The 21,860-nt window shown below is 68.2% G+C and carries 19 protein-coding genes; 11 read left to right on the forward strand and 8 right to left on the reverse strand.

Annotated features, from left to right (window positions below):
• Positions 1 to 83: 83 nt before the first annotated feature.
• From AC1DHD_RS00115 to AC1DHD_RS00130, 4 genes are all read right to left on the reverse strand, one after another.
• Positions 84 to 695 carry a PadR family transcriptional regulator gene (locus AC1DHD_RS00115; protein WP_476877726.1) on the reverse strand — a complete coding sequence of 204 codons (612 nt, stop codon included), beginning with the start codon at positions 693 to 695 and terminating at the stop codon, positions 84 to 86.
• Complete coding sequence (locus AC1DHD_RS00120) at positions 695 to 1,522, reverse strand: DUF4097 family beta strand repeat-containing protein (RefSeq protein ID WP_476877727.1); 828 nt, start codon at positions 1,520 to 1,522, stop codon at positions 695 to 697. Before AC1DHD_RS00120 ends, AC1DHD_RS00115 begins: the two co-directional genes overlap by 1 nt.
• A 128-nt stretch (positions 1,523 to 1,650) precedes the next feature.
• Positions 1,651 to 2,250 carry a GDSL-type esterase/lipase family protein gene (locus tag AC1DHD_RS00125; RefSeq protein WP_476877728.1) on the reverse strand — a complete coding sequence of 200 codons (600 nt, stop codon included), beginning with the start codon at positions 2,248 to 2,250 and terminating at the stop codon, positions 1,651 to 1,653.
• 116 nt (positions 2,251 to 2,366) lie between these two features.
• Entirely contained in the window at positions 2,367 to 6,197 is a 3,831-nt protein-coding gene (locus AC1DHD_RS00130) for a multifunctional oxoglutarate decarboxylase/oxoglutarate dehydrogenase thiamine pyrophosphate-binding subunit/dihydrolipoyllysine-residue succinyltransferase subunit (RefSeq protein ID WP_476877729.1), read from the reverse strand.
• 269 nt (positions 6,198 to 6,466) lie between these two features.
• Here AC1DHD_RS00130 and AC1DHD_RS00135 point away from each other — a divergent pair, with 269 nt between their 5' ends.
• From AC1DHD_RS00135 to AC1DHD_RS00165, 7 genes are all read left to right on the forward strand, one after another.
• A complete protein-coding gene (locus AC1DHD_RS00135) occupies positions 6,467 to 7,933 on the forward strand; it encodes a GuaB1 family IMP dehydrogenase-related protein (RefSeq protein ID WP_476877730.1) in 1,467 nt (488 codons plus the stop codon).
• A 321-nt stretch (positions 7,934 to 8,254) separates the two neighbouring features.
• A complete protein-coding gene (locus tag AC1DHD_RS00140; RefSeq protein WP_476877731.1) occupies positions 8,255 to 9,616 on the forward strand; it encodes a hemolysin family protein in 1,362 nt (453 codons plus the stop codon).
• Entirely contained in the window at positions 9,613 to 10,674 is a 1,062-nt protein-coding gene (locus AC1DHD_RS00145; RefSeq protein WP_476877732.1) for a hemolysin family protein, read from the forward strand. The genes AC1DHD_RS00140 and AC1DHD_RS00145 overlap by 4 nt, the downstream gene beginning before the upstream one ends.
• A 103-nt stretch (positions 10,675 to 10,777) precedes the next feature.
• Positions 10,778 to 11,746 (forward strand): metal ABC transporter solute-binding protein, Zn/Mn family, encoded by a 969-nt coding sequence (locus AC1DHD_RS00150; protein ID WP_476877733.1) that lies wholly within the window; start codon positions 10,778 to 10,780, stop codon positions 11,744 to 11,746.
• A gap of 63 nt (positions 11,747 to 11,809) precedes the next feature.
• Positions 11,810 to 12,625, forward strand: a complete 816-nt coding sequence (locus AC1DHD_RS00155; protein WP_476877734.1) for a metal ABC transporter ATP-binding protein — start codon at positions 11,810 to 11,812, stop codon at positions 12,623 to 12,625.
• Positions 12,625 to 13,512 (forward strand): metal ABC transporter permease, encoded by an 888-nt coding sequence (locus AC1DHD_RS00160; protein ID WP_476877735.1) that lies wholly within the window; start codon positions 12,625 to 12,627, stop codon positions 13,510 to 13,512. The genes AC1DHD_RS00155 and AC1DHD_RS00160 overlap by 1 nt, the downstream gene beginning before the upstream one ends.
• Positions 13,513 to 13,593: 81 nt before the next feature.
• Complete coding sequence (locus AC1DHD_RS00165) at positions 13,594 to 14,520, forward strand: hypothetical protein (RefSeq protein WP_476877736.1); 927 nt, start codon at positions 13,594 to 13,596, stop codon at positions 14,518 to 14,520.
• On the opposite strand, the gene AC1DHD_RS00170 is transcribed toward AC1DHD_RS00165, so the two are convergent.
• Positions 14,517 to 15,035 (reverse strand): Fur family transcriptional regulator, encoded by a 519-nt coding sequence (locus AC1DHD_RS00170; RefSeq protein ID WP_476877737.1) that lies wholly within the window; start codon positions 15,033 to 15,035, stop codon positions 14,517 to 14,519. The genes AC1DHD_RS00165 and AC1DHD_RS00170 overlap by 4 nt on opposite strands.
• Before the next feature lie 105 nt (positions 15,036 to 15,140).
• Between AC1DHD_RS00170 and AC1DHD_RS00175 the strand changes: the two genes are divergently transcribed.
• Positions 15,141 to 15,797 (forward strand): MBL fold metallo-hydrolase, encoded by a 657-nt coding sequence (locus tag AC1DHD_RS00175; RefSeq protein WP_476877738.1) that lies wholly within the window; start codon positions 15,141 to 15,143, stop codon positions 15,795 to 15,797.
• 19 nt (positions 15,798 to 15,816) lie between these two features.
• Here AC1DHD_RS00175 and cds1 read toward each other — a convergent pair whose 3' ends face one another.
• Entirely contained in the window at positions 15,817 to 16,911 is a 1,095-nt protein-coding gene (gene cds1, locus AC1DHD_RS00180; RefSeq protein ID WP_476877739.1) for an L-cysteine desulfhydrase Cds1, read from the reverse strand.
• 63 nt (positions 16,912 to 16,974) lie between these two features.
• On the opposite strand from cds1, the gene AC1DHD_RS00185 reads away from it, so the two are divergent.
• Entirely contained in the window at positions 16,975 to 17,814 is an 840-nt protein-coding gene (locus tag AC1DHD_RS00185) for a sulfurtransferase (protein ID WP_476877740.1), read from the forward strand.
• Here the strand turns inward: AC1DHD_RS00185 and AC1DHD_RS00190 are convergent.
• Together AC1DHD_RS00190 and AC1DHD_RS00195 are read right to left on the reverse strand one after the other, a co-directional pair.
• The gene (locus AC1DHD_RS00190; RefSeq protein ID WP_476877741.1) at positions 17,811 to 19,256 is read right to left on the reverse strand and encodes an HNH endonuclease; all 1,446 of its coding nucleotides are present in this window, start codon (positions 19,254 to 19,256) and stop codon (positions 17,811 to 17,813) included. The two genes, AC1DHD_RS00185 and AC1DHD_RS00190, sit on opposite strands and share 4 nt — an antisense overlap.
• A 248-nt stretch (positions 19,257 to 19,504) precedes the next feature.
• Complete coding sequence (locus tag AC1DHD_RS00195; protein WP_476877742.1) at positions 19,505 to 20,158, reverse strand: LysE family translocator; 654 nt, start codon at positions 20,156 to 20,158, stop codon at positions 19,505 to 19,507.
• A 114-nt stretch (positions 20,159 to 20,272) separates the two neighbouring features.
• Here AC1DHD_RS00195 and AC1DHD_RS00200 point away from each other — a divergent pair, with 114 nt between their 5' ends.
• Together AC1DHD_RS00200 and AC1DHD_RS00205 are read left to right on the forward strand one after the other, a co-directional pair.
• On the forward strand, positions 20,273 to 21,427 hold the full coding sequence (locus AC1DHD_RS00200; RefSeq protein ID WP_476877743.1) for an NAD(P)-dependent alcohol dehydrogenase: 1,155 nt from the start codon (positions 20,273 to 20,275) through the stop codon (positions 21,425 to 21,427).
• Positions 21,424 to 21,852, forward strand: a complete 429-nt coding sequence (locus AC1DHD_RS00205) for an HIT family protein (RefSeq protein WP_476877744.1) — start codon at positions 21,424 to 21,426, stop codon at positions 21,850 to 21,852. Before AC1DHD_RS00200 ends, AC1DHD_RS00205 begins: the two co-directional genes overlap by 4 nt.
• Positions 21,853 to 21,860 lie beyond the last annotated feature (8 nt).

Here is a 21,860-nt window from a genome sequence, read left to right on the forward strand (position 1 = left end):
TTAATCTTGGTACTCAAAAGAGCTGCCCTCAAGTCTCCCACATCAGCGGGGCCGCCGCGAACCGAGACAGGGGTAGGGCCGGCTCAATCGCCCAGTGAGTTCCGGATGGAAATCCGGGCCTGGTCGAGGACCGTCTTGACGGTCTCCAGGGTGACGGGGGTGACGGGCTTGGCGCCGGCATGCCGGCGCAGTTCCACCCGGATATCGTCCCGGAAGGACTGCACCAGCATTTCGGCCTCCCTCAGCCTGCCGTCGCTTTCCTTGGAGTAACGCGCCGTGGCGGGGGACGCGGCGTTGCGGGCGGTGGAGCGGGCGGCTTCCGCCGTGGCTGCCAGGTCCGCGCGGAGCCCCTGCATGTTGACCCGGATGTCCTGGCGCAGCTTGTCCGCGAGGCGCCGGACGGAGGCGGAAATGTCGTCCTCCACCGTGGCCAGCTCCCCGCGCCGCCGGTCCAGTTCCACCAGGCCGGCAGCGGTGATGCTGTAGTTGGTGCGCCGGCCTTCGGTGTGGGTGGCCACGAGCCCTTCGTCCTCCAGCTTGGCGAGCCGCGGGTAGATGGTTCCGGCACTGGGGGAGTAGGTGCCGCCGAAGCGGTCGCTGAGGGCCTTGATCAGCTCGTAGCCGTGTTTGGGGCCGGATTCCAGCAGTGCCAGCAGGTACAGCCGCAGGGCGCCGTGGGCGAAGACCGGGGGCATCAGAGTCCCGCTTCGGTGTCCGTGCCCGGCTGGCTGTGGAAGATCGAGGTCTTGCCGGAGACCGAGTTGGTGCGCACCAGCATCAGCTTCGCGTCGGGCCCGGCGATGGTCTGCAGGGTTCCTCCGGRCTGCATGTACCGCTGGTCGTCAATGACCACAGCGCCGCTGGCCGACTTCGCGATGATGTCCACCCCGACGTCGTGCGGGAGCCGGATGGTGACGTCGCCGGAGACGGAGTTGGCGCCGAAGTCCTGCGTGAACCCGTGCAGGTCGAAGCTGAGGTCTCCGCTGACCGTGTTGGCGCGGATGTTGCTGAACTCGCCGGAGGCCGTGACCTCGCCGGAGACGCTCTTGGCAGTCAGGACGCCGTTGTGGTTGCGGGCGATCACCTCACCGCTGACGGTGCTGACACCCAGTTCGCCCTGGGTGCCGTCGGCCAAGACGGACCCGGAGACCGTGTTCAGCCGCGTGTGTCCGGTGAGGCCGGAGACCATCCCGTCGCCGCTGACCGTGCCCGCCTCGACGTCGACGCCGGCCGGAAGGGCGATGCTGATGACCACGGAGTTGCTTGAGTTGTTGTTCACCGTGCCCATGAGGTTCTTGAACCAGCCCTGCGCGCCGTGGAGCTGGTGGCGCACCTCAAGCCGGCCGTCGGTGAGGCTGACCGCCAGCGGATCGCCGTCGACCTCCGAGACCTCGATGCGCGCCACCGCCTCCTCGTGGGTGACGATGTCAAAGCGGCCGCGGACGATGCCGAGTTTGAGCGAGCGGACGCCGTCGACGTCGATCGTCTGGGGACCTGTTACGGTCCAGGAATTCTGTTCCATACTTCCTCCGGATGCGGACGGGTGCGATCTGGCGAGCCTCGTTGCTTGCGATATATCGCGACTATGGAAACACGATATATCGCGCTTTGGGCGCGGTCAAGATATATCGCGACAGAATTATGGCGGGCCTACTCCGGGGCGTCGATGCCCAGCCACTGGAACCAGCCGCGGTGCAGTACCAGCCAGGCCATCAGTCCGTATCCGGCCTGGCCGGGGGTTCCGCCGTTGGCCGCGAGGTCCTGGCGCCACTGTTCGTGGCTGAGCAACGGGGAGAAGGTGTCCACGTAAAGGTGCTTGCGGCGCGTCGTGACGTCGGCGAAAGCGGTGTTCAGCTCCCCGAGCCGGCGGTTCTGGATCGGGTCAAGTGTCGGCGGCGGCCCAACGACAAAGACCTCGATCTTGTTCTGCGACGCCGAGTCGAGGATGTTGGCGAGGTTAAGCCGGCTGCGCGCGGTGGAGAGCCCGAATTCGATGTCGCGGCCGGACAACCCGATGACCAGGCGGTTCTCGTGCTGCGGGCCGAAGCGCCGTCCGGCCTCGTCGAGCCAGCGCTCCGCCAGGCCTTCCGTGCCCTCCTGGGGGCAGGGCAGCGAATAGCTTTCGAGCGTCAACCCGTCATCCGGGGTGCGGGCGAGCACCCGTCCCAGCCAGCCCAGYGCCCGGGGGTCGCCCAGKCCGGCCAGCAGTTCGTCTCCTACGGCCGCGATCCGCAGCTTCCGATCTTCCACGACTACCTCATCATTCCCTGTGCAGGTGCCGGCTTTGGTCCGTGCCCGGCGGCTGCATTAAACGAAGCTGCCCGGCCGGAGTCGTGGGGTTCCACTTCCGGCCGGGCAGCCTGGGTTTACTTACGYGCGAATGCCTGCTTGAGCAGGGCGTCCTGCTCGGCTGCGTGGCGCTTCATCGATCCTGCCGCGGTGGATGCCGAGGCGGGCCGGGAAACGAGTCGCACGCGGCGGTCGAGGGCGTCCGGCAGGTTCAGGCCGATGAACGGCCACGGGCCCTGGTTCGCCGGCTCGTCCTGCGCCCAGACGACGTCGGCGTTCGGGTACTTGGCGAGCTCGGCGGCGATGTCCGCAGCGGGCAGCGGGTAGAGCTGCTCGACCCGGATGATCGCCGTCGTGGTGTCGCCGGTCTTCTGCCGGGTGGACAGGAGGTCGTAATAAAGCCGGCCGGAGACCAGCAGTACCCGTTCGACGGCGTCCGCCTGCAGCTGCTCGTGCTCGGGGATGACCGGGCGGAAGGCGCCGGTGGTGAAGTCTTCCACCGAGGACGCCGCTGCCTTGAGGCGCAGGAGCTGCTTCGGGGTGAAGATGATCAGCGGCTTGCGGGGCCTGCTGTATGCCTGGCGGCGGAGCAGGTGGAAGTGCGAGGCCGGGGTCGTGGGGTTGGCCACGATCATGTTCTCCTCGGCGCACATCTGCAGGAAGCGTTCGATCCGGGCGGAGGAGTGGTCCGGGCCCTGGCCCTCGTAGCCGTGCGGCAGCATCAGTACCAGCGAGGAGCGCTGGCCCCATTTCTGCTCGGCCGAGGAGATGAACTCGTCGATGATGGTCTGCGCGCCGTTGACGAAGTCACCGAACTGCGCTTCCCACAGCACCAGGGCGTCCGGGCGCTCGACGGAGTAGCCGTACTCGAAGCCCATGGCCGCGTATTCGGACAGCAGGGAATCGTAGATCCACAGCTTGGCCTGGTCGTCGGAGAGCTGGGACAGCGGCATCCACTCGTCGCCGTTGACGCGGTCGTGGAACACGGCGTGGCGCTGCACGAAGGTGCCGCGGCGGGAGTCCTGGCCGGCGAGCCGGACCGGGATGCCCTCCATGCTGAGCGAGCCGAAGGCGGCGAGCTCACCGAAGCCCCAGTCGATGCCGCCCTCGCGGGACATCTGCTCGCGCTTCTCCAGCAGCTGCTTGAGCTTCGCGTGGACCGTGAAGCCCTCGGGGAAGTCCACGTGTGCCTTGCCGATCCGGGCCAGCGTCTCGGCGGAGATCGCGGTGGATTCCGGGGCGCTGATCCCCGAGTCGGACTGCTGGGCGGAGGGCCGTTCCAGATCGGACACCGCGGCGGAATCGGCGGTGATGATCGGAATCGGGGAGGTCTGCGCGGCGTGCGTTTCGGCGAAGACCCGCTCGAGGCGTTCCTGGTAGTCGCGGAGCAGCTGCTCTGCTTCTTCCTCGGTGATGTCCCCGCGGCCGATCAGCGACTCGGTGTACAGTTTGCGGACCGAGCGCTTGGCCTCGATCAGGTTGTACATCAGCGGCTGCGTCATCGAGGGATCGTCGCCCTCGTTGTGGCCGCGGCGGCGGTAGCAGACCATGTCGATGACAACGTCCTTGTGGAACCGCTGGCGGAACTCGTAGGCGAGCTGTCCGATGCGGACCACGGCCTCCGGGTCGTCGCCGTTCACGTGGAACACCGGCGCCTGGATCATCTTGGCGACGTCCGTGGAGTAGGTCGAGGAGCGTGAGGAAGACGGCGCGGTGGTGAAGCCCACCTGGTTGTTGACCACCACGTGGATGGTGCCGCCGGTGCGGTAGCCGCGCAGCTGAGACAGGTTCAGCGTTTCCGCCACGACGCCCTGGCCCGCGAACGCCGCGTCGCCGTGCACCATGATCGGCAGCACGGGGAACGCTTCGCCCTGGTCCAGGCGGTCCTGCTTGGCGCGGACGATGCCTTCAAGGACAGAGTCCACGGCTTCGAGGTGGGACGGGTTGGCGGCGAGGTAGACCTTGGTCTCCTTGCCGTTGTCCGAGGTGAAGGTGCCTTCGGTGCCGAGGTGGTACTTCACGTCGCCGGAACCCTGCACGGAGCGCGGGTCCTGGGTGCCCTCGAATTCGCGGAAGACCTGGGCGTAGGTCTTGCCGGCGATGTTGGTGAGCACGTTCAGGCGTCCGCGGTGGGCCATGCCGATCGCTACCTCGTCGAGCTCGTCGTCGGCCGCGTCGGAAATGATGGCGTCCAGCAGCGGGATCAGCGACTCGCCGCCCTCAAGCGAGAAGCGCTTCTGCCCGACGAACTTGGTCTGCAGGAACGTCTCGAATGCCTCGGCGGCGTTGAGCTTGGAGACGATGCGGAGCTGTTCGTCACGGCTCGGCTTGGAGTAGGGGTGCTCCAGCTGGTCCTGGAACCATTTGCGCTCGGCCGGGTCCTGGATGTGCATGTATTCAATGCCGGTGGTGCGGCAGTAGGCATCTCGGAGGACGCCAAGGATGTCGCGGAACTTCAGCATCGGCTTGCCGCCGAAGCCGCCGGTGGGCCACTCGCGGTCCAGGTCCCACAGGGTCAGGCCGTAGGTCAGGACGTCGAGGTCCGGGTGCTTGCGCTGGACGTACTCGAGCGGGTCGGTGTCCGCCATCAGGTGGCCGCGGACGCGGTAGGAGTGGATCAGCTGCTGGATCCGGGCGACCTTGTTGATCTCGTCGGCCGGGTCAACCTGCAGGTCCGGGCTCCAGCGCACGGGCTCGTAGGGGATGCGCAGGGATTCGAAGATCTCGTCGTAGAAGTTCTGCGCACCGAGGAGGAGCTGGTGCACAAGCTTCAGGAACTCGCCGCTGCCGGCACCCTGGATGACGCGGTGGTCATAGGTGGAGGTCAGCGTCAGGACCTTGCTGATGGCGTTGTGCGCGATGATCTTCTCGCTGGCGCCCTGGAACTCTGCCGGGTAATCAAGGGCACCGACGCCGATGATCGCTGCCTGCCCCTTGGACAGGCGGGGAACCGAGTGCACGGTCCCGATGCCGCCCGGGTTGGTCAGCGAGACGGTGGTGCCGGAGTGGTCATCGGCCGTCAGCTTGCCGTTGCGGGCGCGCTTGATCAGGTCCTCGTAGGTGTGCCAGAACTCGGAGAAGTTGAGCGTCTCCGCCTTCTTGATGTTCGGGACCATCAGCAGGCGGGTGCCGTCCGGCTTGGGCATGTCGATGGCGATGCCGAAGTTCACGTGCGCGGGCTGCACGGCGACCGGCTTGCCGTCGACGACGTCGTAGTAGACGTTCATCGAGGGGAACTGGGCCAGGGCCCGGATCACGGCGTAGCCGATGAGGTGCGTGAAGGAGACCTTCCCGCCGCGGGCGCGGGCAAGGTTGGAGTTGATGACGACGCGGTTGTCGATCAGCAGCTTGGCGGGGATGGCCCGGACGCTGGTCGCGGTAGGCACCTCCAGGCTGGTCACCATGTTCGCGGCGATGGCCTTGGCCGGCCCGCGGAGGACGGAGACGACGTCTTCCTCCGGCGCCGTGGGGGCCTTGACGTTCTTGGGCAGCTGGGCCGGGATCGGCTGCGTGCCGGCGCCGGGTTCGGCGGTCTTGGAACCGTCGCGGGCAACCGTGGCCGGTGCCTTCTGGGCGGCGGCCGGTGCGGGGGCGACTGCAGGAGCCGGGGCCGCGGCGGGTGCCGGGGCGGCCGGTGCAGCAGCGGCGGCCGGAGCCGCGGGCGCGGCGGCCTGCGTTGCCGGGGCCTGGGCTACGACGGGAAGCTCACGGGTGGAGGGGTTGGCGACGGCCGCTGCCGAGGCGCCGTTGGTCGAGGAACCGTCGCTGGCATCGAAGGATTCGAAGAGCGGCCACCACTTGGCGTCCACCGTGTTCTTGTCCTGCTGGTACCGCTCGTACAGTTCGTCAACGAGCCACTCGTTTCCGCCAAATTCCTCGGGTAGACGGTGGCTAGGCTGCTCTGGCACTTGAAATACGCCTCTTCCATGAGTTTGATTCCCGCTGGTTTCCACGGTGCCGCAGCACGTCAATCGAACCAGTTCTCCGCGTCCAGTGAACCCAGACCTTTGCCAGTCTAGTGACGATTCCGGCCAAACCRCCAATAAGGGTGACTCAAATCATTCATGAGCCGCAAAGGCGTCCGGCCGGGCCCGCGGGACCCGTCACGCGGCCCGGGTCAGGCCCGTTGCCCGGGGTCACCTAGAATCGCACTGAGACCCTTCCTGAAGGAGCAGCCGTGCGTTTTTTGAGTGAGCCGACCACCGACCTGACCTACTCGGACATCTTCCTGGTGCCGTCCCGCTCGGACGTCACCTCCCGGCTGGACGTGGATCTCTCGGCCGACGACGGAACCGGTTCCACCATCCCGCTGGTGGTCGCGAACATGACGGCGGTGACCGGGAAGCGGATGGCTGAGACGATGGCCCGCCGCGGCGGCCTGGCCGTCCTGCCGCAGGACGTCCCGCTGGAGGTTCTCCGCAATGTCACCGCCTGGGTCAAGGCCCGCCACACGGTCTTTGAGACCCCGGTCAGCTTGAAGTCCTCCAACACGGTGATCGATGCCCTGCACCTGATGGGCAAGCGTCCGCACGGCGCGGTGGTGGTGGTGGACGACGCCGGGGCCGTGGCCGGGGTGGTCCGCGCAGCCGACTTCGAAGGCCAGGACCGTTTCGCCTCCCTTGCCTCGGTGATGCGCCACCAGCCCCTGGTGCTCGACGCGGCCGAGTTCGACGCCGGTGCGGACGCTGCCGCCGCCGCTGCCTCGCTCCGCCGGGCCTTCGATGCCATGGACGCCGCGGGGACTGACTTCGCCCCGGTGCAGCAGGCCGGAGGCCTCGCCGGCGTCCTGACCCGTAAAGGTGCCCTCCGCTCAACCCTCTACCGTCCGTCCCTGGACGGCGCCGGCGCCCTCAAGGTGGCGGCCGCCGTCGGCATCAACGGCGACGTCGCCGGCCGGGCCGCTGAGCTGCTCGCCGCCGGGGTCAATGTCCTGGTGCTGGACACCGCCCACGGCCACCAGCAGAAGATGTTCGATGCCCTGGCCGCCGTGCGGGGCCTGGATCCGGCCGTGCCGGTTGTGGCAGGGAACGTGGTCACCGCCGATGCCACCCGCGAGCTGATCCGGGCCGGTGCGGACATCGTCAAGGTCGGGGTCGGGCCCGGTGCCATGTGCACCACCCGGATGATGACCGCCGTCGGCCGGCCGCAGTTCTCCGCCGTCCTGGAATGCTCGGCCGCTGCCCGCGCCGCGGGCGGACGGGTCTGGGCCGACGGCGGCGTCCGGTACCCCCGCGACGTGGCCCTCGCCCTCGCGGCCGGGGCAAGCCAGGTCATGATCGGCTCTTGGTTCGCCGGAACCCACGAAAGCCCGGGGGACCTGCAGCAGGACGCCAGCGGGCGGCAGTACAAGGAGAGCTTCGGCATGGCCTCGGCCCGTGCGGTGCAAAACCGCAACCAGCGCGAAGGCGCCTTCGAAAAGGACCGTAAGGCTCTCTTTGAGGAAGGTATTTCAACGTCCCGGATGTACCTTGACTCCGCACGCCCCGGCGTCGAGGACCTGCTGGACATGATCACCGCCGGGCTGCGCAGTTCCATGAGCTACGCGGGCGCCGCTGATCTGGAAGCGTTCCGGGAGCGGGCGGTGGCCGGCATCCAGTCCTCGGCCGGCTACGAGGAAGGCCGCCCGGTCCCGCAAAGCTGGTGACCCCCGCAGCGTGCCGGACGTTACGGCGCCGGGCGTCACGGCGGAGGCCCGCTGTTGCTGCTCCTGTAGACTGAAATCCTTATGGACAGTAAATCTAGGTGCCGGCCTGGGGGCTGTCAGCGAGGAACCTCATACGTTCCCGCGCAGTCCACCCACAGAGCCGGCAAACCCCGTTCACGCGCCCATCACTCCTCCGCCGCCCATCGGCCATCTCTACGCGGACACAGTGCCCTACAGGAAACAGCGTCGGCCCCGGCTGACCATCCTCCGCCGGGACGTTTCCCCCGGCAGGCATCCTTACGCTCCGAAGCGGGCCGCTAAATGGAGTGGCTACTGCTTGGAGCCGGAGTGCTCCTCATTCTCGGCACCGGCTTCTTCGTCGCCGTCGAGTTCTCCCTGGTCGCCCTTGACCAGGCGACCGTCCAGCGCGCCGTGGATAACGGCGACACCGCCGCCGCGCCGCTGCTCAAATGCCTCAAATCCCTCTCCACGCAGCTCTCCAGCTGCCAGCTCGGCATCACCCTCACCACGCTGCTGACCGGCTACGTGATGGAACCGTCGGTCGGCAAGCTGCTGGAAGGCCCGCTGACTGCCCTCGGCCTGCCGGAGGCCGCCTCGACGTCGGTCTCCCTGGTGCTGGCCATGGCGCTGGCCACACTGCTCTCCATGCTGATCGGCGAACTCGTCCCGAAGAACATGGCGATCGCCCTGTCCTTCCGGGTCGGCAAAGCCCTGGCCCGCCCGCAACTGGTCTTTACTGCCATCTTCAAGCCGGCCATCGTGGTGCTCAACGGCTTCTCCAACAAGGTCCTTAACGTCTTTGGCCTCGAGGCCAAGGAAGAGATCTCGGGGGCCCGCACGCCCGCTGAGCTCGCTTCCCTGGTACGCCGCTCCGCCGCCATGGGAACGCTGGACGAGCGCACCGCCAACTTCATCTCCCGGACCCTGAAGTTCTCCGGACGGACCGCCGCGGACGTGATGACGCCCCGGATCCGGGTGGAGACCATCGACGGGCACCAGCCCGTCTCGGACATTGTGGAGGCGGCCAAGCGCACCGGATACTCGCGCTTTCCCGTCATCGGGGAGTCCTCGGACGACATCCGGGGTGTGGTGCACGTCAAGAAGGCCATCGCCGTTCCGGTGGACCGGCGCGCCAACCTGGAGGCCGGCGCCATCATGACCGAGGTGCTCCGCGTCCCCGAAACCATCCACCTGGACGGACTGCTCGCCGAACTGCGCGAGGGCAACCTGCAGCTCGCCGTCGTCCTGGACGAGTACGGCGGAACCGCCGGAATCGCCACCCTCGAGGACCTCGTGGAAGAAATTGTCGGGGAAGTGGCCGACGAGCACGACAAGGTCCGGCCCGGACTGCTGCAGAGCGCCTCGGGGGACTGGTACTTCCCCGGCCTACTGCGGCCCGACGAACTCTCCGAGCAGATACCGGGCCTGACGGTTCCGGATGAGGCTGCGTACGAAACTGTCGGCGGCTACGTCATGAGCCAACTCGGCCGCATTGCGGCCGTGGGGGACACGGTGGACGTCGTCGGCGGGAAGCTCAGTGTCACCCGCATGGACGGGCGCCGGATCGACCGGATCTGCTTCAAGCCGGCACCCGCGGAGCACGAAGCTCACGGTGACCACAACGGGCGGATCGACGCTGCCGGAAAGGCCGGTGCCGCATGAGCGACTGGCTGGGAATTCTCTGGCTCGCCTTGCTGCTGGTGGGCAACGCTTTCTTCGTCGCGGCCGAATTCGCCGTAATGTCGGCCCGCCGCAGCCAGATCGAGCCCCTCGCCGAGTCCGGGTCCAAGCGGGCACAGACCACGCTTAAGGCCATGGAAAACGTCTCGCTGATGCTCGCCTGCGCGCAGTTGGGCATCACCGTCTGCTCGCTGCTGATCCTGCAGGTGGCCGAGCCCGCCATCCACCATCTGCTGGCCGTCCCGCTGGAGGCAGCCGGTGTCCCGACCGAAATGGCCGACGTCGTGGCCTTCGCCATCGCGTTGCTGGCGGTCACGTTCCTGCACGTGACCTTCGGCGAAATGGTTCCGAAGAACATCTCGGTGTCCGTGGCGGACAAAGCGGCGCTGCTGCTGGCCCCGCCGCTGATGTTCATCGCCAGGGCGGTCAAGCCGGTTATCGTGGCCCTGAACTGGTCCGCGAACCACATCCTGAGGCTCATGCGGATTGAGCCCAAGGACGAGGTCACGTCCTCGTTCACGCTGGAAGAGGTCCAGTCGATCGTGCAGGAATCCACCCGGCACGGCCTGGTGGACGACGACGCCGGACTGATTACCGGCGCCCTCGAGTTCTCCGAATACACGGCCTCCCAGATTATGGTCCCGCTGGAAAAGCTCGTGATGCTCAAGGACGCCACGACGCCGGAGGAGTTTGAGAAGGCGGTCAGCCGCACCGGGTTCTCCCGCTTCCCCATGCTCGACGACGAGGGCATGCTCTCGGGCTACCTCCACATCAAGGACGTCCTGTCCATCCCGGAGGCCGGCTACCAGCACCCGATTGCCGAAAGCCGTATCCGGTCCCTGGCCAACCTGGCCATGGAGGACGAGATCGAGAAGGCAATGTCCGTGATGCAGCGCACCGGTTCGCACCTGGCGCGCGTGATCGGTCCGGACGGGCACACCCAGGGAGTGCTGTTCCTCGAGGATGTGATCGAGCAGCTGGTCGGTGAGATCCGCGACGCCACGCAGGCCACCGGGTACCGCAGGCTCGGCCAGGACTAGCGGCTCAGCCAACACGGCCTGCCCCTAAATAGGAATGATTCCTATTTAGGGGTAGGCTGGCTGTATTGCTAACGCTTCTCAATAACAGATCCGAGGTCCTTCTGTGCGCCGTTCCGCCGCCGCTATCCTCCTTGCCGGTGTCGGCAGTCTCCTGCTGACCGCCTGCGGGCCGACGTCGGGCGGTGACCGGGCAGGCGCCGGCGACGGCGTGGTTGACGTGGTCGCCTCCACCAGCGTGTACGGAGACCTGGTCCACGCTGTGGGCGGCGACAACGTCCGGGTCACGTCCATCATCAACCGGACCAGCCAGGACCCGCATTCCTACGAGGCCACAACGCAGGACAAGCTGGCCGTCTCCAAAGCCGAACTGGTGGTGGAGAACGGCGGGGGCTACGACGACTTCCTGCACAAACTGGCCGACGACACGGGTCTGGGCGGAGCGGACCTGGTCAACGTCGTCGACGCCTCGGGGCTCAATCCGGCGTCGTCATCAGCGTCGGCGGCGGCAGCGCCGGACGCGGACGGACACGACCACTCGCCCTCGGGTTTCAACGAACACGTCTGGTACAGCCCGGCCGCCATGACGCGGCTGGCCGATGTGCTGGCAGAGAAACTCGGCGCCCTTGAACCGTCCAAGGCCGCGGACTTCCGCACCAACGCGGCGGCCCTGAAGAAGAGCCTGGGCGGGCTGGAGACCCGGCTGTCGGAGCTGAAGGCCTCGGCCAGGCACGGCGGCGCCGCTGTCACGGAACCTGTTCCGCTGTACATGCTGGAGGCCGCGGGGCTGGAAAACCGGACACCGGCCGCCTACACCTCTGCCATCGAATCAGGTTCGGATGTGCCGCCCGCCATCCTGCGGTCCGCCGTCGACGTCGTGAAGTCCGGTGGCATCCGGCTGCTGGCCTACAACCCGCAGACTGAGGGACCGCAAACCCGCGCCCTCAAGGACGCGGCGGTGGCGGCAGGGGTCCCCGTGGTGGAATTCAGCGAGACGCTGCCGGAGGGCCAAAGCTACCTGCAGTGGATGTCCGCCAACGTGGACAGCCTGGCCAAGGCACTCGCCCGGGGCTAGCCCCGCCTAAGATAATCGCAACGGCGTGGCCGTCCGGCCCTGCAGAAATCGAGGAAAATCCAGTTGACACCCGTAGTGAGCCTTCGCGGAGCGTCCCTTAAGTTTGGCGACCGGACTCTCTGGGAGAACCTCGACCTCGACATCAACCCGGGCGAATTCCTCGCCGTCCTGGGCCCGAACGGCAGCGGCAAGACCACGTTCCTCAAGGTCATGCTGGGACTGCAGGAACTGAGCTCCGGGACGGCGGTCCTGGAGGGCCAGCCCATTGCCCGGGGGAGCCGCCGGATCGGGTACGTGCCCCAGCAGGAATCCTTCGATCCGGACACCCCGCTCCGGGCCCGAGACCTCGTGGGCCTGGGCGTCGACGGGCACCGGTGGGGCATCAGGCTGGGCGGGGCCACGGTCCGCCGCAGGGTGGATAACCTGCTGGCCGAAGTGGGCGCCCAGGACTACGCCAAGGTTCCCGTCGGCAAGCTCTCCGGCGGCGAACAACAGCGTTTGCGTGTGGCGCAGGCCCTCGCCACCGAGCCGCGCGTGTTGCTGTGCGACGAGCCGCTCCTGTCCCTGGACCTGCACCACCAGCAGGCCGTCAGCGCGCTGATCAACAAGCAGTGCCACGAGCACCACAGCGCGGTCATTTTCGTCACCCACGAGATCAACCCGATCATGGACTACGTGGACCGCGTCCTGTACCTGGCCGGCGGCCGGTTCCGGCTCGGTACCCCGGAGGAAGTCATGACCACCGAAGTCCTGTCCGACCTTTACGGCAGCCGCGTGGAAGTGGTCCACGCCAACGGCCGGATGATCGTGGTGGGCCTTCCGGATGCCACCACGCACCACCACGAGGACGCGCACGCGATCGCCGGGGAGGTTGGCTAGTGGACCTGGACAGCGTGATTCACTCCATCTTCAACTTCGAGAACTACGGCGAGCTCCTCGCCCTGGTGCAGAACTCCATCTGGGCCGGCGCGGTGCTGGGCCTGCTCGGCGGCCTCGTCGGGACCTTCGTTGTGAAGCGCGACCTCGCCTTTGCCGTGCACGGCATTTCCGAGTTGTCCTTCGCCGGGGCCGCTTTTGCGCTGCTGGTGGGCGCCGACGTCGTATTGGGCTCGCTCGCGGGGTCGGTGGTAGCAGCCCTGCTGCTGGGACTGATGGGCGTCCGGGCGCGGGACAAGAACTCCACCATCGGGGTCCTGATGCCGTTCGGCCTGGGCCTTGGCATCTTGTTCCTGTCCCTCTATGAAGGCCGCGCGGCGAACAAGTTCGGTCTGTTGACCGGCCAGATCGTGTCCGTCGGCACCGTACAGCTGCAGGTCCTGGCGGTCGCCGCCGTCGTGGTGATGCTGGCCCTGATCGCCATCTGGCGGCCGCTGACCTTCGCCAGTGTGGACCCCCGGGTGGCCGCAGCGCGCGGCGTTCCGGTGCGGGGGCTGGCGCTGGGGTTCATGCTGCTGCTCGGTGTGAGCGTGGCGTTGTCCATCCAGATTGTGGGCGCCCTGCTGGTACTGGCCCTGCTAATTACCCCGGCCGCCGCGGCCCTGCGGGTCAGTTCTTCGCCGCGCCTGGTGGTGGTCCTGAGCGTGGTCTTCGCGGTGACGGCAACTGTGGGCGGGATCCTGTTGGCGCTCGGCGGACGCCTTCCGATCAGCCCCTACGTCACCACGCTGTCCTTCCTGATCTACGTGGTGTGCCGGGTAATCGGCGGCATCCGGGACAAACGCGGCAACAGCGGGCGCCTGGTACGTCCGGCGCCGTCTGCGGCCTAGTTCACTCCGGAGGTGCGGCCCTGGATTGACCGGTGGCAGTACGATGCACGCATGGGGGATGACCGGGGGAATCGGGCAGGAATGCCGCTGTTGCGGCGCCTGCGGGCCGTTGCGCTGTTGCTGCTGTTGCTGACGTCTGTTTCGGCCTGCCTGGAGGAGCCGCCGCAGCCGGATCTGTCCCTCCGGGAAGACTTCGCCCGCAGCGTTGTGACGGCGGCGGCGTCCGGCTCCGTGGAACGCGTCCAGGCGCTGGTGGGCCCGGCCCTGACCAATACGCGGCCCGAAGCCCAGCAGCTGGTCGACGCCACCCGGGGCTGGATGCCGGGGTCCTGGCAGCTGGATATCAGCAGTGATTTCCCGTCGGCGGCCAACGTCACGGCCATGCGGGATGGCCGCGGCGCTGCGGTCCACTTCGGGATCGCGTGGCGTGACGGGCGCTGGACCCTGCAGCTGGGGGAGGCCAAGGACCGGCCGACCGGCTCCGCAAGCCTCGGGGCCAAGCCCTACGGGCCGGGCTCCAACCCCAAAATCCYGCCGGGTGAGACCAGTCCGCCGCCGCAGCCGGTCGTCACCCCAACGACGCTTGGCCGGCCGCCCGCGGCCTGCCCGCGTTCTGCAGCCGCCGGGGTGGCCCCTGCGCCCTGGCAGGGAGCCGCGGCCCTGACCTGCCGGAAGTTCACCTCGACGTGGGGCTACGCCCGCGGCCACAACATGTACTGGCTGACGTCTGCGCCGCTGCACCTGGGCTTCGACACGATGAACGGAACGATGGTCCTGGTGGTCCGGATGCCGTGTGGCGTACTCAATGTCCCTGCGACGGTCGATGATTTCGGGATAGTGCCCGACCCGGCGCGTACGGCGGAGTCGGCGGACGGCTGTGTGGATGCGGACGCGGAACACCGGGGCTGGACGAGCGCCTTCTTCAAGGCACCAATGGTGTACCAGCTGGATTCCACGGAGCTCGTGCTTACCAGCGACGCCGGCCAGATCCGGTTCAAGCAGGGCTAAGGCTGGGGCTTCTTTTCCGTAGCCAGGAGAACCGTGCACTCGGGGCATAGCCCAAAAATTTCCACGGTGTGCTCGACGGCGGTGTAGCCGTGCTCGCTGGCAATCCGCGCGGCCCACGCCTCAACCGCGGGTGCCTCGACCTCGACGGCCTTGCCGCAGTTCCGGCACAGTAGGTGATGGTGGTGGCCGGTCACGGCGCACCGACGGTACACCACCTCGCCGTCGGCGTTCCGCAGCACGTCCACCAGGCCGTCGTCGGCGAGCGACTGCAGGATCCGGTAGGCCGTGGCCAGCGAGACGGAGGTGCCTTGTTCCTGGAGGATGCGGTGCAGCTCCTGCGTGCTGACGAAGTCGGCCAGCTCGTCCAGGGCGGCGCTGACGGCCAGCCGCTGCTTGGTGACGCGCTGTTCCTTGCCCTGTTCCCGGCCCTGGTCCTTGCCTGCGGCGTGTTCCGTGGTTCCGGCAGCGGCGCGGGCCGGTGCCTGGCTGCCGCCGGTGGTGGCGCCCTGGGACATGGGGAAACTCGCTTCGCTGGGGGTGGTACTGCGGGGTGGGCAGGCTCCCAGATTACCAGCCGGGTCCCGTGGACACCGCCTCGGACCGCGCCATAGGCTGGCCGGATGAAGCTGACCAAATTCACCCATGCCTGCGTCCGCCTCGAGAAGGAAGGGCGCGTCCTGGTACTGGATCCGGGCACGTTCTCCGAGACGGCGGAGGCGCTGGACGGCGCGTCGGCCGTGCTCATCACCCACGAGCACGCGGACCACATCGACGTCGACGCCGTTACCGGCGCCCTGCTGGCCAACCCGGAGCTGGAGCTCTATGCCCCCGACGGCGTGGCCTCGGGGCTGCGGGAGAAAGCGTCGGCCGCAGCCGGGCGGATCCACACCGTCGCCGCGGATGAGGCGTTCGAGGCGGCCGGCTTCGACGTCCGGAGCTTTGGCGGCCAGCATGCGCTCATCCATCCGCAGATCCCGGTGGTGGCCAACGTCGGCTACCTGGTGGATTCCAACGTCTACCACCCCGGGGATTCCTTCGCGATTCCGGACGGGATCGACGTCCAGACGCTGCTGGTTCCGATCCACGCGCCCTGGAACAAGATCGGCGAGGTGGTCGATTTTGTCATCGGCGTCCGTGCTCCGCGAGCCTTCCCGGTCCACGACGCGCTGCTGAACGACCTCGGGCGGGGGCTTGTGGAGAACCATGTCACCCGGATCGGTGCCAGGTACGGCACCGAATACCGGCACCTTTCCAGCGGCGAGTCAGTGGAGGTCTAACCCTCCGGGGCCCCGCTCCCTACGCGGGCCAGGCACCGGTCGCGAAGAATTCCTCGATAACGGCCTCATATGGGGCCGGGTCCAGGCCCTGCGCCTGCAGCCAGTCCGGGTTGCAGTAATTGCCCGAGTAGCGGTCGCCGCCGTCGCACATCAACGACACCACGCTGCCCCGGCGGCCCTCGGCGACCATCTCCGCGATCAGCTGCCACACGCCCCAGAGATTGGTTCCGGTGGACGGGCCCGCGTGGAGCCCGACGTGCCGGCGCAGGTGGCGCATCGCGGCGACCGAGGCGGCATCGGGCACCTGGATCATGTGGTCGATGACAGCCGGAACAAAGCTCGGCTCCAGGCGCGGCCGCCCGATCCCCTCGATCCGGGACGGCAGCCCGGTGGCGTCCGTCGTGGTGCCGCCGTCCCGGCCGGCTAGCCAGCCCGGGAAGAAAGCCGAGTTCTCGGGATCGACGACGGCGAGTGACGTGTTGTGGCGCTGGTAGCGCAAGTAGCGGCCAATCGTGGCACTGGTCCCTCCGGTGCCGGCTCCCACGACGATCCAACGCGGGACCGGGTGCTCCTCCAGGGCGAGCTGGCCGAAGATGGATTCCGCGATGTTGTTGTTGCCCCGCCAGTCGGTGGCGCGCTCGGCGTAGGTGAACTGGTCCATGTAGTGGCCGCCGGTGCTGCGGGCCAGCTCCTCGGCGGCCGCGTACACCTCGGAGGCATGGTCCACAAGGTGGCAAGTACCGCCGAACTGCTCGATCAGGGCGATCTTTTCGCGGCTGGTGGTCCGGGTCATAACGGCAATGAACGGCAGTCCCAGCAGCTGGGCGAAATACGCTTCGGAGACGGCGGTGCTTCCGCTTGAGGCCTCGACGATGGTGGTGCCCTCGCGGATCCAGCCGTTGACCAGCCCGAAGAGGAACAGCGACCGGGCCAGCCGGTGTTTGAGGCTCCCGGTGCGGTGCGTCGATTCGTCCTTGAGGTACAGCTGAACACCCCAGTGCTCGGGCAGCGGCACCGAGTAGAGATGGGTGTCGGCCGACCTGTTGTTCTCCGCATTGATCCGGCGGATAGCCTCATCGGCCCAGGCCCGGTCCTGCTCGCGCTCGTTCGTCACCGCCCCAGCCTACCCGCGGGGGTGCCTACGCGGCGGTAGCARTGGCACCGTTAGAGTGGGCGGATGAACACGCTGATGACTGTGGCCGACCTCAAGGACCGAATGGACTCCGGCGCCCGAACGGTGCTGCTGGATGTCCGCTGGGCCCTCGGCGACCCGCATGGCCGGGCCCACTACCGGGAGGCCCACATCCCCGGCGCGGTCTTTGTGGACCTTGCCTCCGAGCTTGCCGGTCCGGCCGACCCCGCCCGCGGCCGCCACCCGCTGCCGCCGCCCGCGCAGTTCCAGCAGTCCGCCCGCTCGTGGGGTATCCGTAACGGCGACGTGGTGGTGGCCTACGACAACACCGGTAACCTCGCAGCAGCCAGGCTCTGGTGGATGCTGCGCAACGCCGGATTCGAGTCCGTTTCCCTGCTCGACGGCGGCCTGGCCGCCTGGCGCGCCGCGGGCTTCGACGTCGAAAGCGGCGACGCCGGCGTGGAGCCGGGCGACGTCGCACTGACAGACGGTGCCATGCCGGCGATTGGCGCCAGCGAGGCGGCGGCCTGGTCCGGCCGGGGCCTGTTGCTCGATGCCCGGGCGGGGGAGCGCTACCGCGGCGAGATTGAGCCCGTGGACCCGCGCGCGGGACACATCCCGGGTGCCGTGAGCGCACCGACCACGGCCAACCTGGCGGCAGACGGCCGGTTCCTCCCGGGCGGCGACCTCCGTCAGCGTTTCCTCGACCTGGGGGTCCGCGAGGATGCGCCCACTGCCGTGTATTGCGGGTCCGGGGTGACAGCAGCCCACGAAGTGGCGGCACTGGAGATCGCCGGCTTCCCCGCGGTCCTGTACCCCGGGTCATTCTCGGAGTGGTCGAACAACCCGTCCAACAGCGTGGTCACCGGCGCCGACCCGGCTTAGGCAGCGGGCAGCCGCGCCGACCGGGAGCCCATCAGGGATCTTCGGGCAAGGTGTCGCTGCACCCTCCGCTGATGATGACGCGGATCAGGATGCGGATCGGGTCGGGGCGCTGCCGGACATCCGGGCAGACGGGGAGCGGCGGAGGCATACTTGTGGCCTGTCGGCGTCGTGACCTCAATGGTGTGCGTGGGGCCAGGCCGCGGCGTGGCGCTCCACCCGGGCGTCTCCTTGGTGTGGTTGCAGGCTTCGCAGAGCCCCGCGCCGTTGCTGGCGGAGGTGGTGCCACCGGCGTGCCACGGGACCACGTGGTCCAGGTGACGGATCGGTGCGTCACAGTAGGGGGAGCGGCAGGTGTCGTCGCGGGCGTGGATGAAGCGACGCAGTCCCGCGGGGAAGAGCCGGGCCCGCGAGTCCATTGCCAGGAGTTCACCGGTGGCCGGTGCGGTGTAGAGCCGGCGCAGCCAGGCGGCCATGGTCCGTCCGTCGCCCGGGCTGCGGGCGGGGCCGCTGGATAGGAGCTTCCGCGCCCACCCCGCAGGCACGATGCCGTAGCCGGGCACTCTCGCGGGCTCACTGTCTCGCTGCAACAGGGTGCGATCGGTCATAACAAGCTGAATTTCGGTCCCCGACAGGCCGCCGGCTTTCCCGGTGGCGCGCTCCACCAAGGCGTCGGCCATTATCTGGCCGCGCGAGCGGGGATCGCCGTCGGAGCGCAGCGCATCGGCGTGCCGGATCAGTGCGGCGTGCACTGCCACACCAGCGGCGACGGGCAGCAAGGCTGTCAGGTAACACATGGTGTCCGGGGCCGGACGGAGGCTGACGTGGCGCTCCCCTTCGGCGCGACTGGCACGGTCTGCCACGGACCGTGGGTCCCGGCGGTAGGCTGCCGCCCTCGCTGCGGCGGTAATGGCCCGGTCTCCTGAGCCCTCGAAGCTGCCTGCGTCGGCCGCCAACTCCTGATCCACGGCAGTGCGGTCTGCAGCGGACAGGCATGCTGTTTCTCGCACCACAAGGGTCGCGCGCCATTCGTTGAGCTGTCCGGTCTCCAGCGCGGCGAGGGTGCGAGGCATCTCCGTAACGAGCGCGGTGGCCAGTCCCAGGAGGCGGCCACCCCGAGCAGGCGATTCACGGCGGGCCAGGGCAATCTGGGCGCCAATGCCGGTGCCCAGCCTGTCCGCCGGTAGGCCGGCGTCGGCCTGCGCGCGGCGCTGAAGCATGTCAAAGGCAACCGCCAGCCTGGCCTGGCGGGCTGAAACGGCGGACCTCAGGTTCTCCAGGGCCCGTATTTCGTCAATGAGGGCAGCCGGACTGGCCGGCGTCGGGATGCCGGGCAGGAGCTTGGCAAAGTCCTCGACCGTCACACGGTGGGTCAGGGGCCGGCCGGCCGAAACCGCGCCGGAATGCCCCGCCGAAACCATTGCCGGATTGCTGTTGCCGTCCATAGTCATACTGTTCCAGCGACCTCTGACAATATAAGCAGCGGCAGAATCGGCCGTGCAGCAGGGCCGCTGGCTCCTGAGACCCCTGTGCCGCAACGGGGTGAGGCGGTCAATCTCCTGAAGCAGCGCTCAGGCCACGGCGCCCCCGCCGCAGAGCCAGATGTCCAGGGCCTGTGACCAGGCCTCCCTGCCCGGAGGACGCACTCCAACCCGGACCGCCGGCGTCGTAGCCGGCCAACCTTGGCAGGTTCCTAGTGCCCCGGCTCCAGGGCGAGCTTCAGGCCAAAGCCAACCAGGACCGTTCCTGTGATCCGGTCGATCACCCGGATGCTCCGGGCACTTTTGAGCCACTTGGAGGCAAAGCCGGTCGCGAAGATCAGCAGCGTGAACCAGAGCATGGAGAACGCGCAGTGCACCCCGGCCAGCAGCATTCCCATCAGCAGGGGAGAGGCCCCGGAAGGAATGAACTGCGGGATCGTGGCGATGTAGAAGACCCCGACCTTCGGATTCAGCAGGTTGGTGCCGGCCCCGGTGAGCCAGCCCCTGAGCAGCTGGCGTCCGCCGGCCGCAGGCAGGGACGCTTCGGCGTGCCCCGCCGTCGTCCCGTCACTGCTGCGCCAGCTTTTCCAGAGCAGCGACAGACCCAGCCAGATCATGTACGCCGCGCCGGCCAGTGTCAGGAGGCGGTATGCGAGTTCGGAGGCCGCGAGYAGCGCCGAAACCCCCACGGCCGCGGCAATGCCCCACACCATGGCGCCGGTGCTGATGCCTAGGGCGGTGGCAAAAGCGAAGCCGCGGGACCGCGAAATGGAAGAGCGGAGCACCAGTGCGGTGTCGATGCCGGGCACCAGGGTCAGCAGCCCGGCGACAACGGCGAAAGAGAGAACGGCTTGATAGACAGTCACCCTCCAAGGATAGGGCGGCTGAACTGCGGAAAAGCGCCAGAACGCCGGCTCCGCCCACCCCCGCCCGTGCGGGCAAACTGGCACCGAAAGCGCTCCCGGGGGTAGCGTCGAGCCATGACTCCAGGACGCCCCGTACCGCCGCCCCTCGCCAAGCCGCTTCCCGACCTCACCGCGGCCGGCGCTGACGCCAGCGCCACGCTCGCCGCCGCGTACGGCGCCACCGCCAGCGACAGCGGCCTCGTCCCGCTGACCGTCGCCCGGCGCGCGCCCAAGGCCGACGACGTCGAGATCGCCATTGAGTTCTGCGGCCTCTGCCACTCGGACGTGCACGCCACCCGCGGCGAATGGGGCACCCAGAACTACCCGCTCGTTCCCGGGCACGAAATCGTCGGCCGCGTCACCCGCGTCGGCTCCGCCGTCGACGACTTCACGGTCGGGGAACGCGTCGGCGTCGGCTGCATGGTTGATTCCTGCCGCGAATGCGACAGCTGCCTCGACGGCCTCGAGCAGTACTGCGAAAACGGCATGACCGGAACCTACGGCGCCAAGGATGCCCGCAACGGCGGCGCCATCACCCAGGGCGGCTACTCGACGTCGATCGTCGTCGACYGGAACTACGTCCTCCGGGTTCCGGAAGGACTGGACCCCGCCGCCGCGGCACCCCTGCTCTGCGCCGGTATCACCACCTATTCGCCGCTCAACCACTTCGAGGTTGAAGAGGGCGACGTTGTGGGTGTGGTGGGCCTGGGCGGACTCGGGCACATGGCGGTCAAGATCGCCAAAGCCATGGGGGCAGAGGTCACGGTCTTCACCACCTCGGAGCGCAAGTTTGAGGCCGCCCGCGAGCTCGGTGCCGACCACGTGGTCCTGTCCACGGACCCGGCGGCGATGGAGGCCACGGACCGCAGCATCGACGTCATCATCGACACCGTCGCCGCCCCGCACGACCTCAACCCCTTCTTCCGGACCCTGCGCGTGGACGGCGCCCTGTTCCAGCTCGGTCTGCCCTCCGAGGCGATGCCGCCGGTCAACCCCGGCGCCCTGATCCGCCGCCGTATCGCCTATGCCGGGTCTCTCATCGGCGGGATTGCAGAGACCCAGGAAATGCTGGACTTCTGTGCCGAGCACGGCGTGGTGTCCGACGTCGAAGTGGTCAGCGCGGACCAGCTGAACGAAGCCTACGACCGGATGGTGGCCGGCGACGTGAAGTACCGGTTTGTTCTGGACGCCAGCACCCTGGGGTCCCCGGCGGAAAAGGCGGACGCATGAGCACCCTGTTCACCAAGATCATCAACGGCGAGATCCCGGGCCGCTTCGTGTGGCGCGAGGACGACGTCGTCGCCTTCCTGACCGTGGGTCCGCTGGCCGACGGCCACACCCTGGTGGTCCCCACCGAGGAAGTCGACCGCTGGACCGATGCGTCGGCGGACACGGTGGGCAGGGTCATGGAGGTGGCCCGCAGGATCGGCGCCGTCCAGGTGAAGGTGTTCGACGCCGCCCGTGCGGGCCTGATCGTGGCCGGCTACGAGATCAACCACATGCACGTGCATGTTTGGCCCTCCAACTCGATGGCCGACTTCGACTTCGGCGCGGTGGATCAGCACCCGGACCCCGCCCGGCTGGACGCCAACGCGGAGAAGTTGCGGGCAGGGCTGCGCGACGCCGGCCACGGCGCGTACGTGCCGGACGCCTAGGGCCGCGA

Source organism: Arthrobacter sp. 05L45_2 (assembly GCF_056397525.1).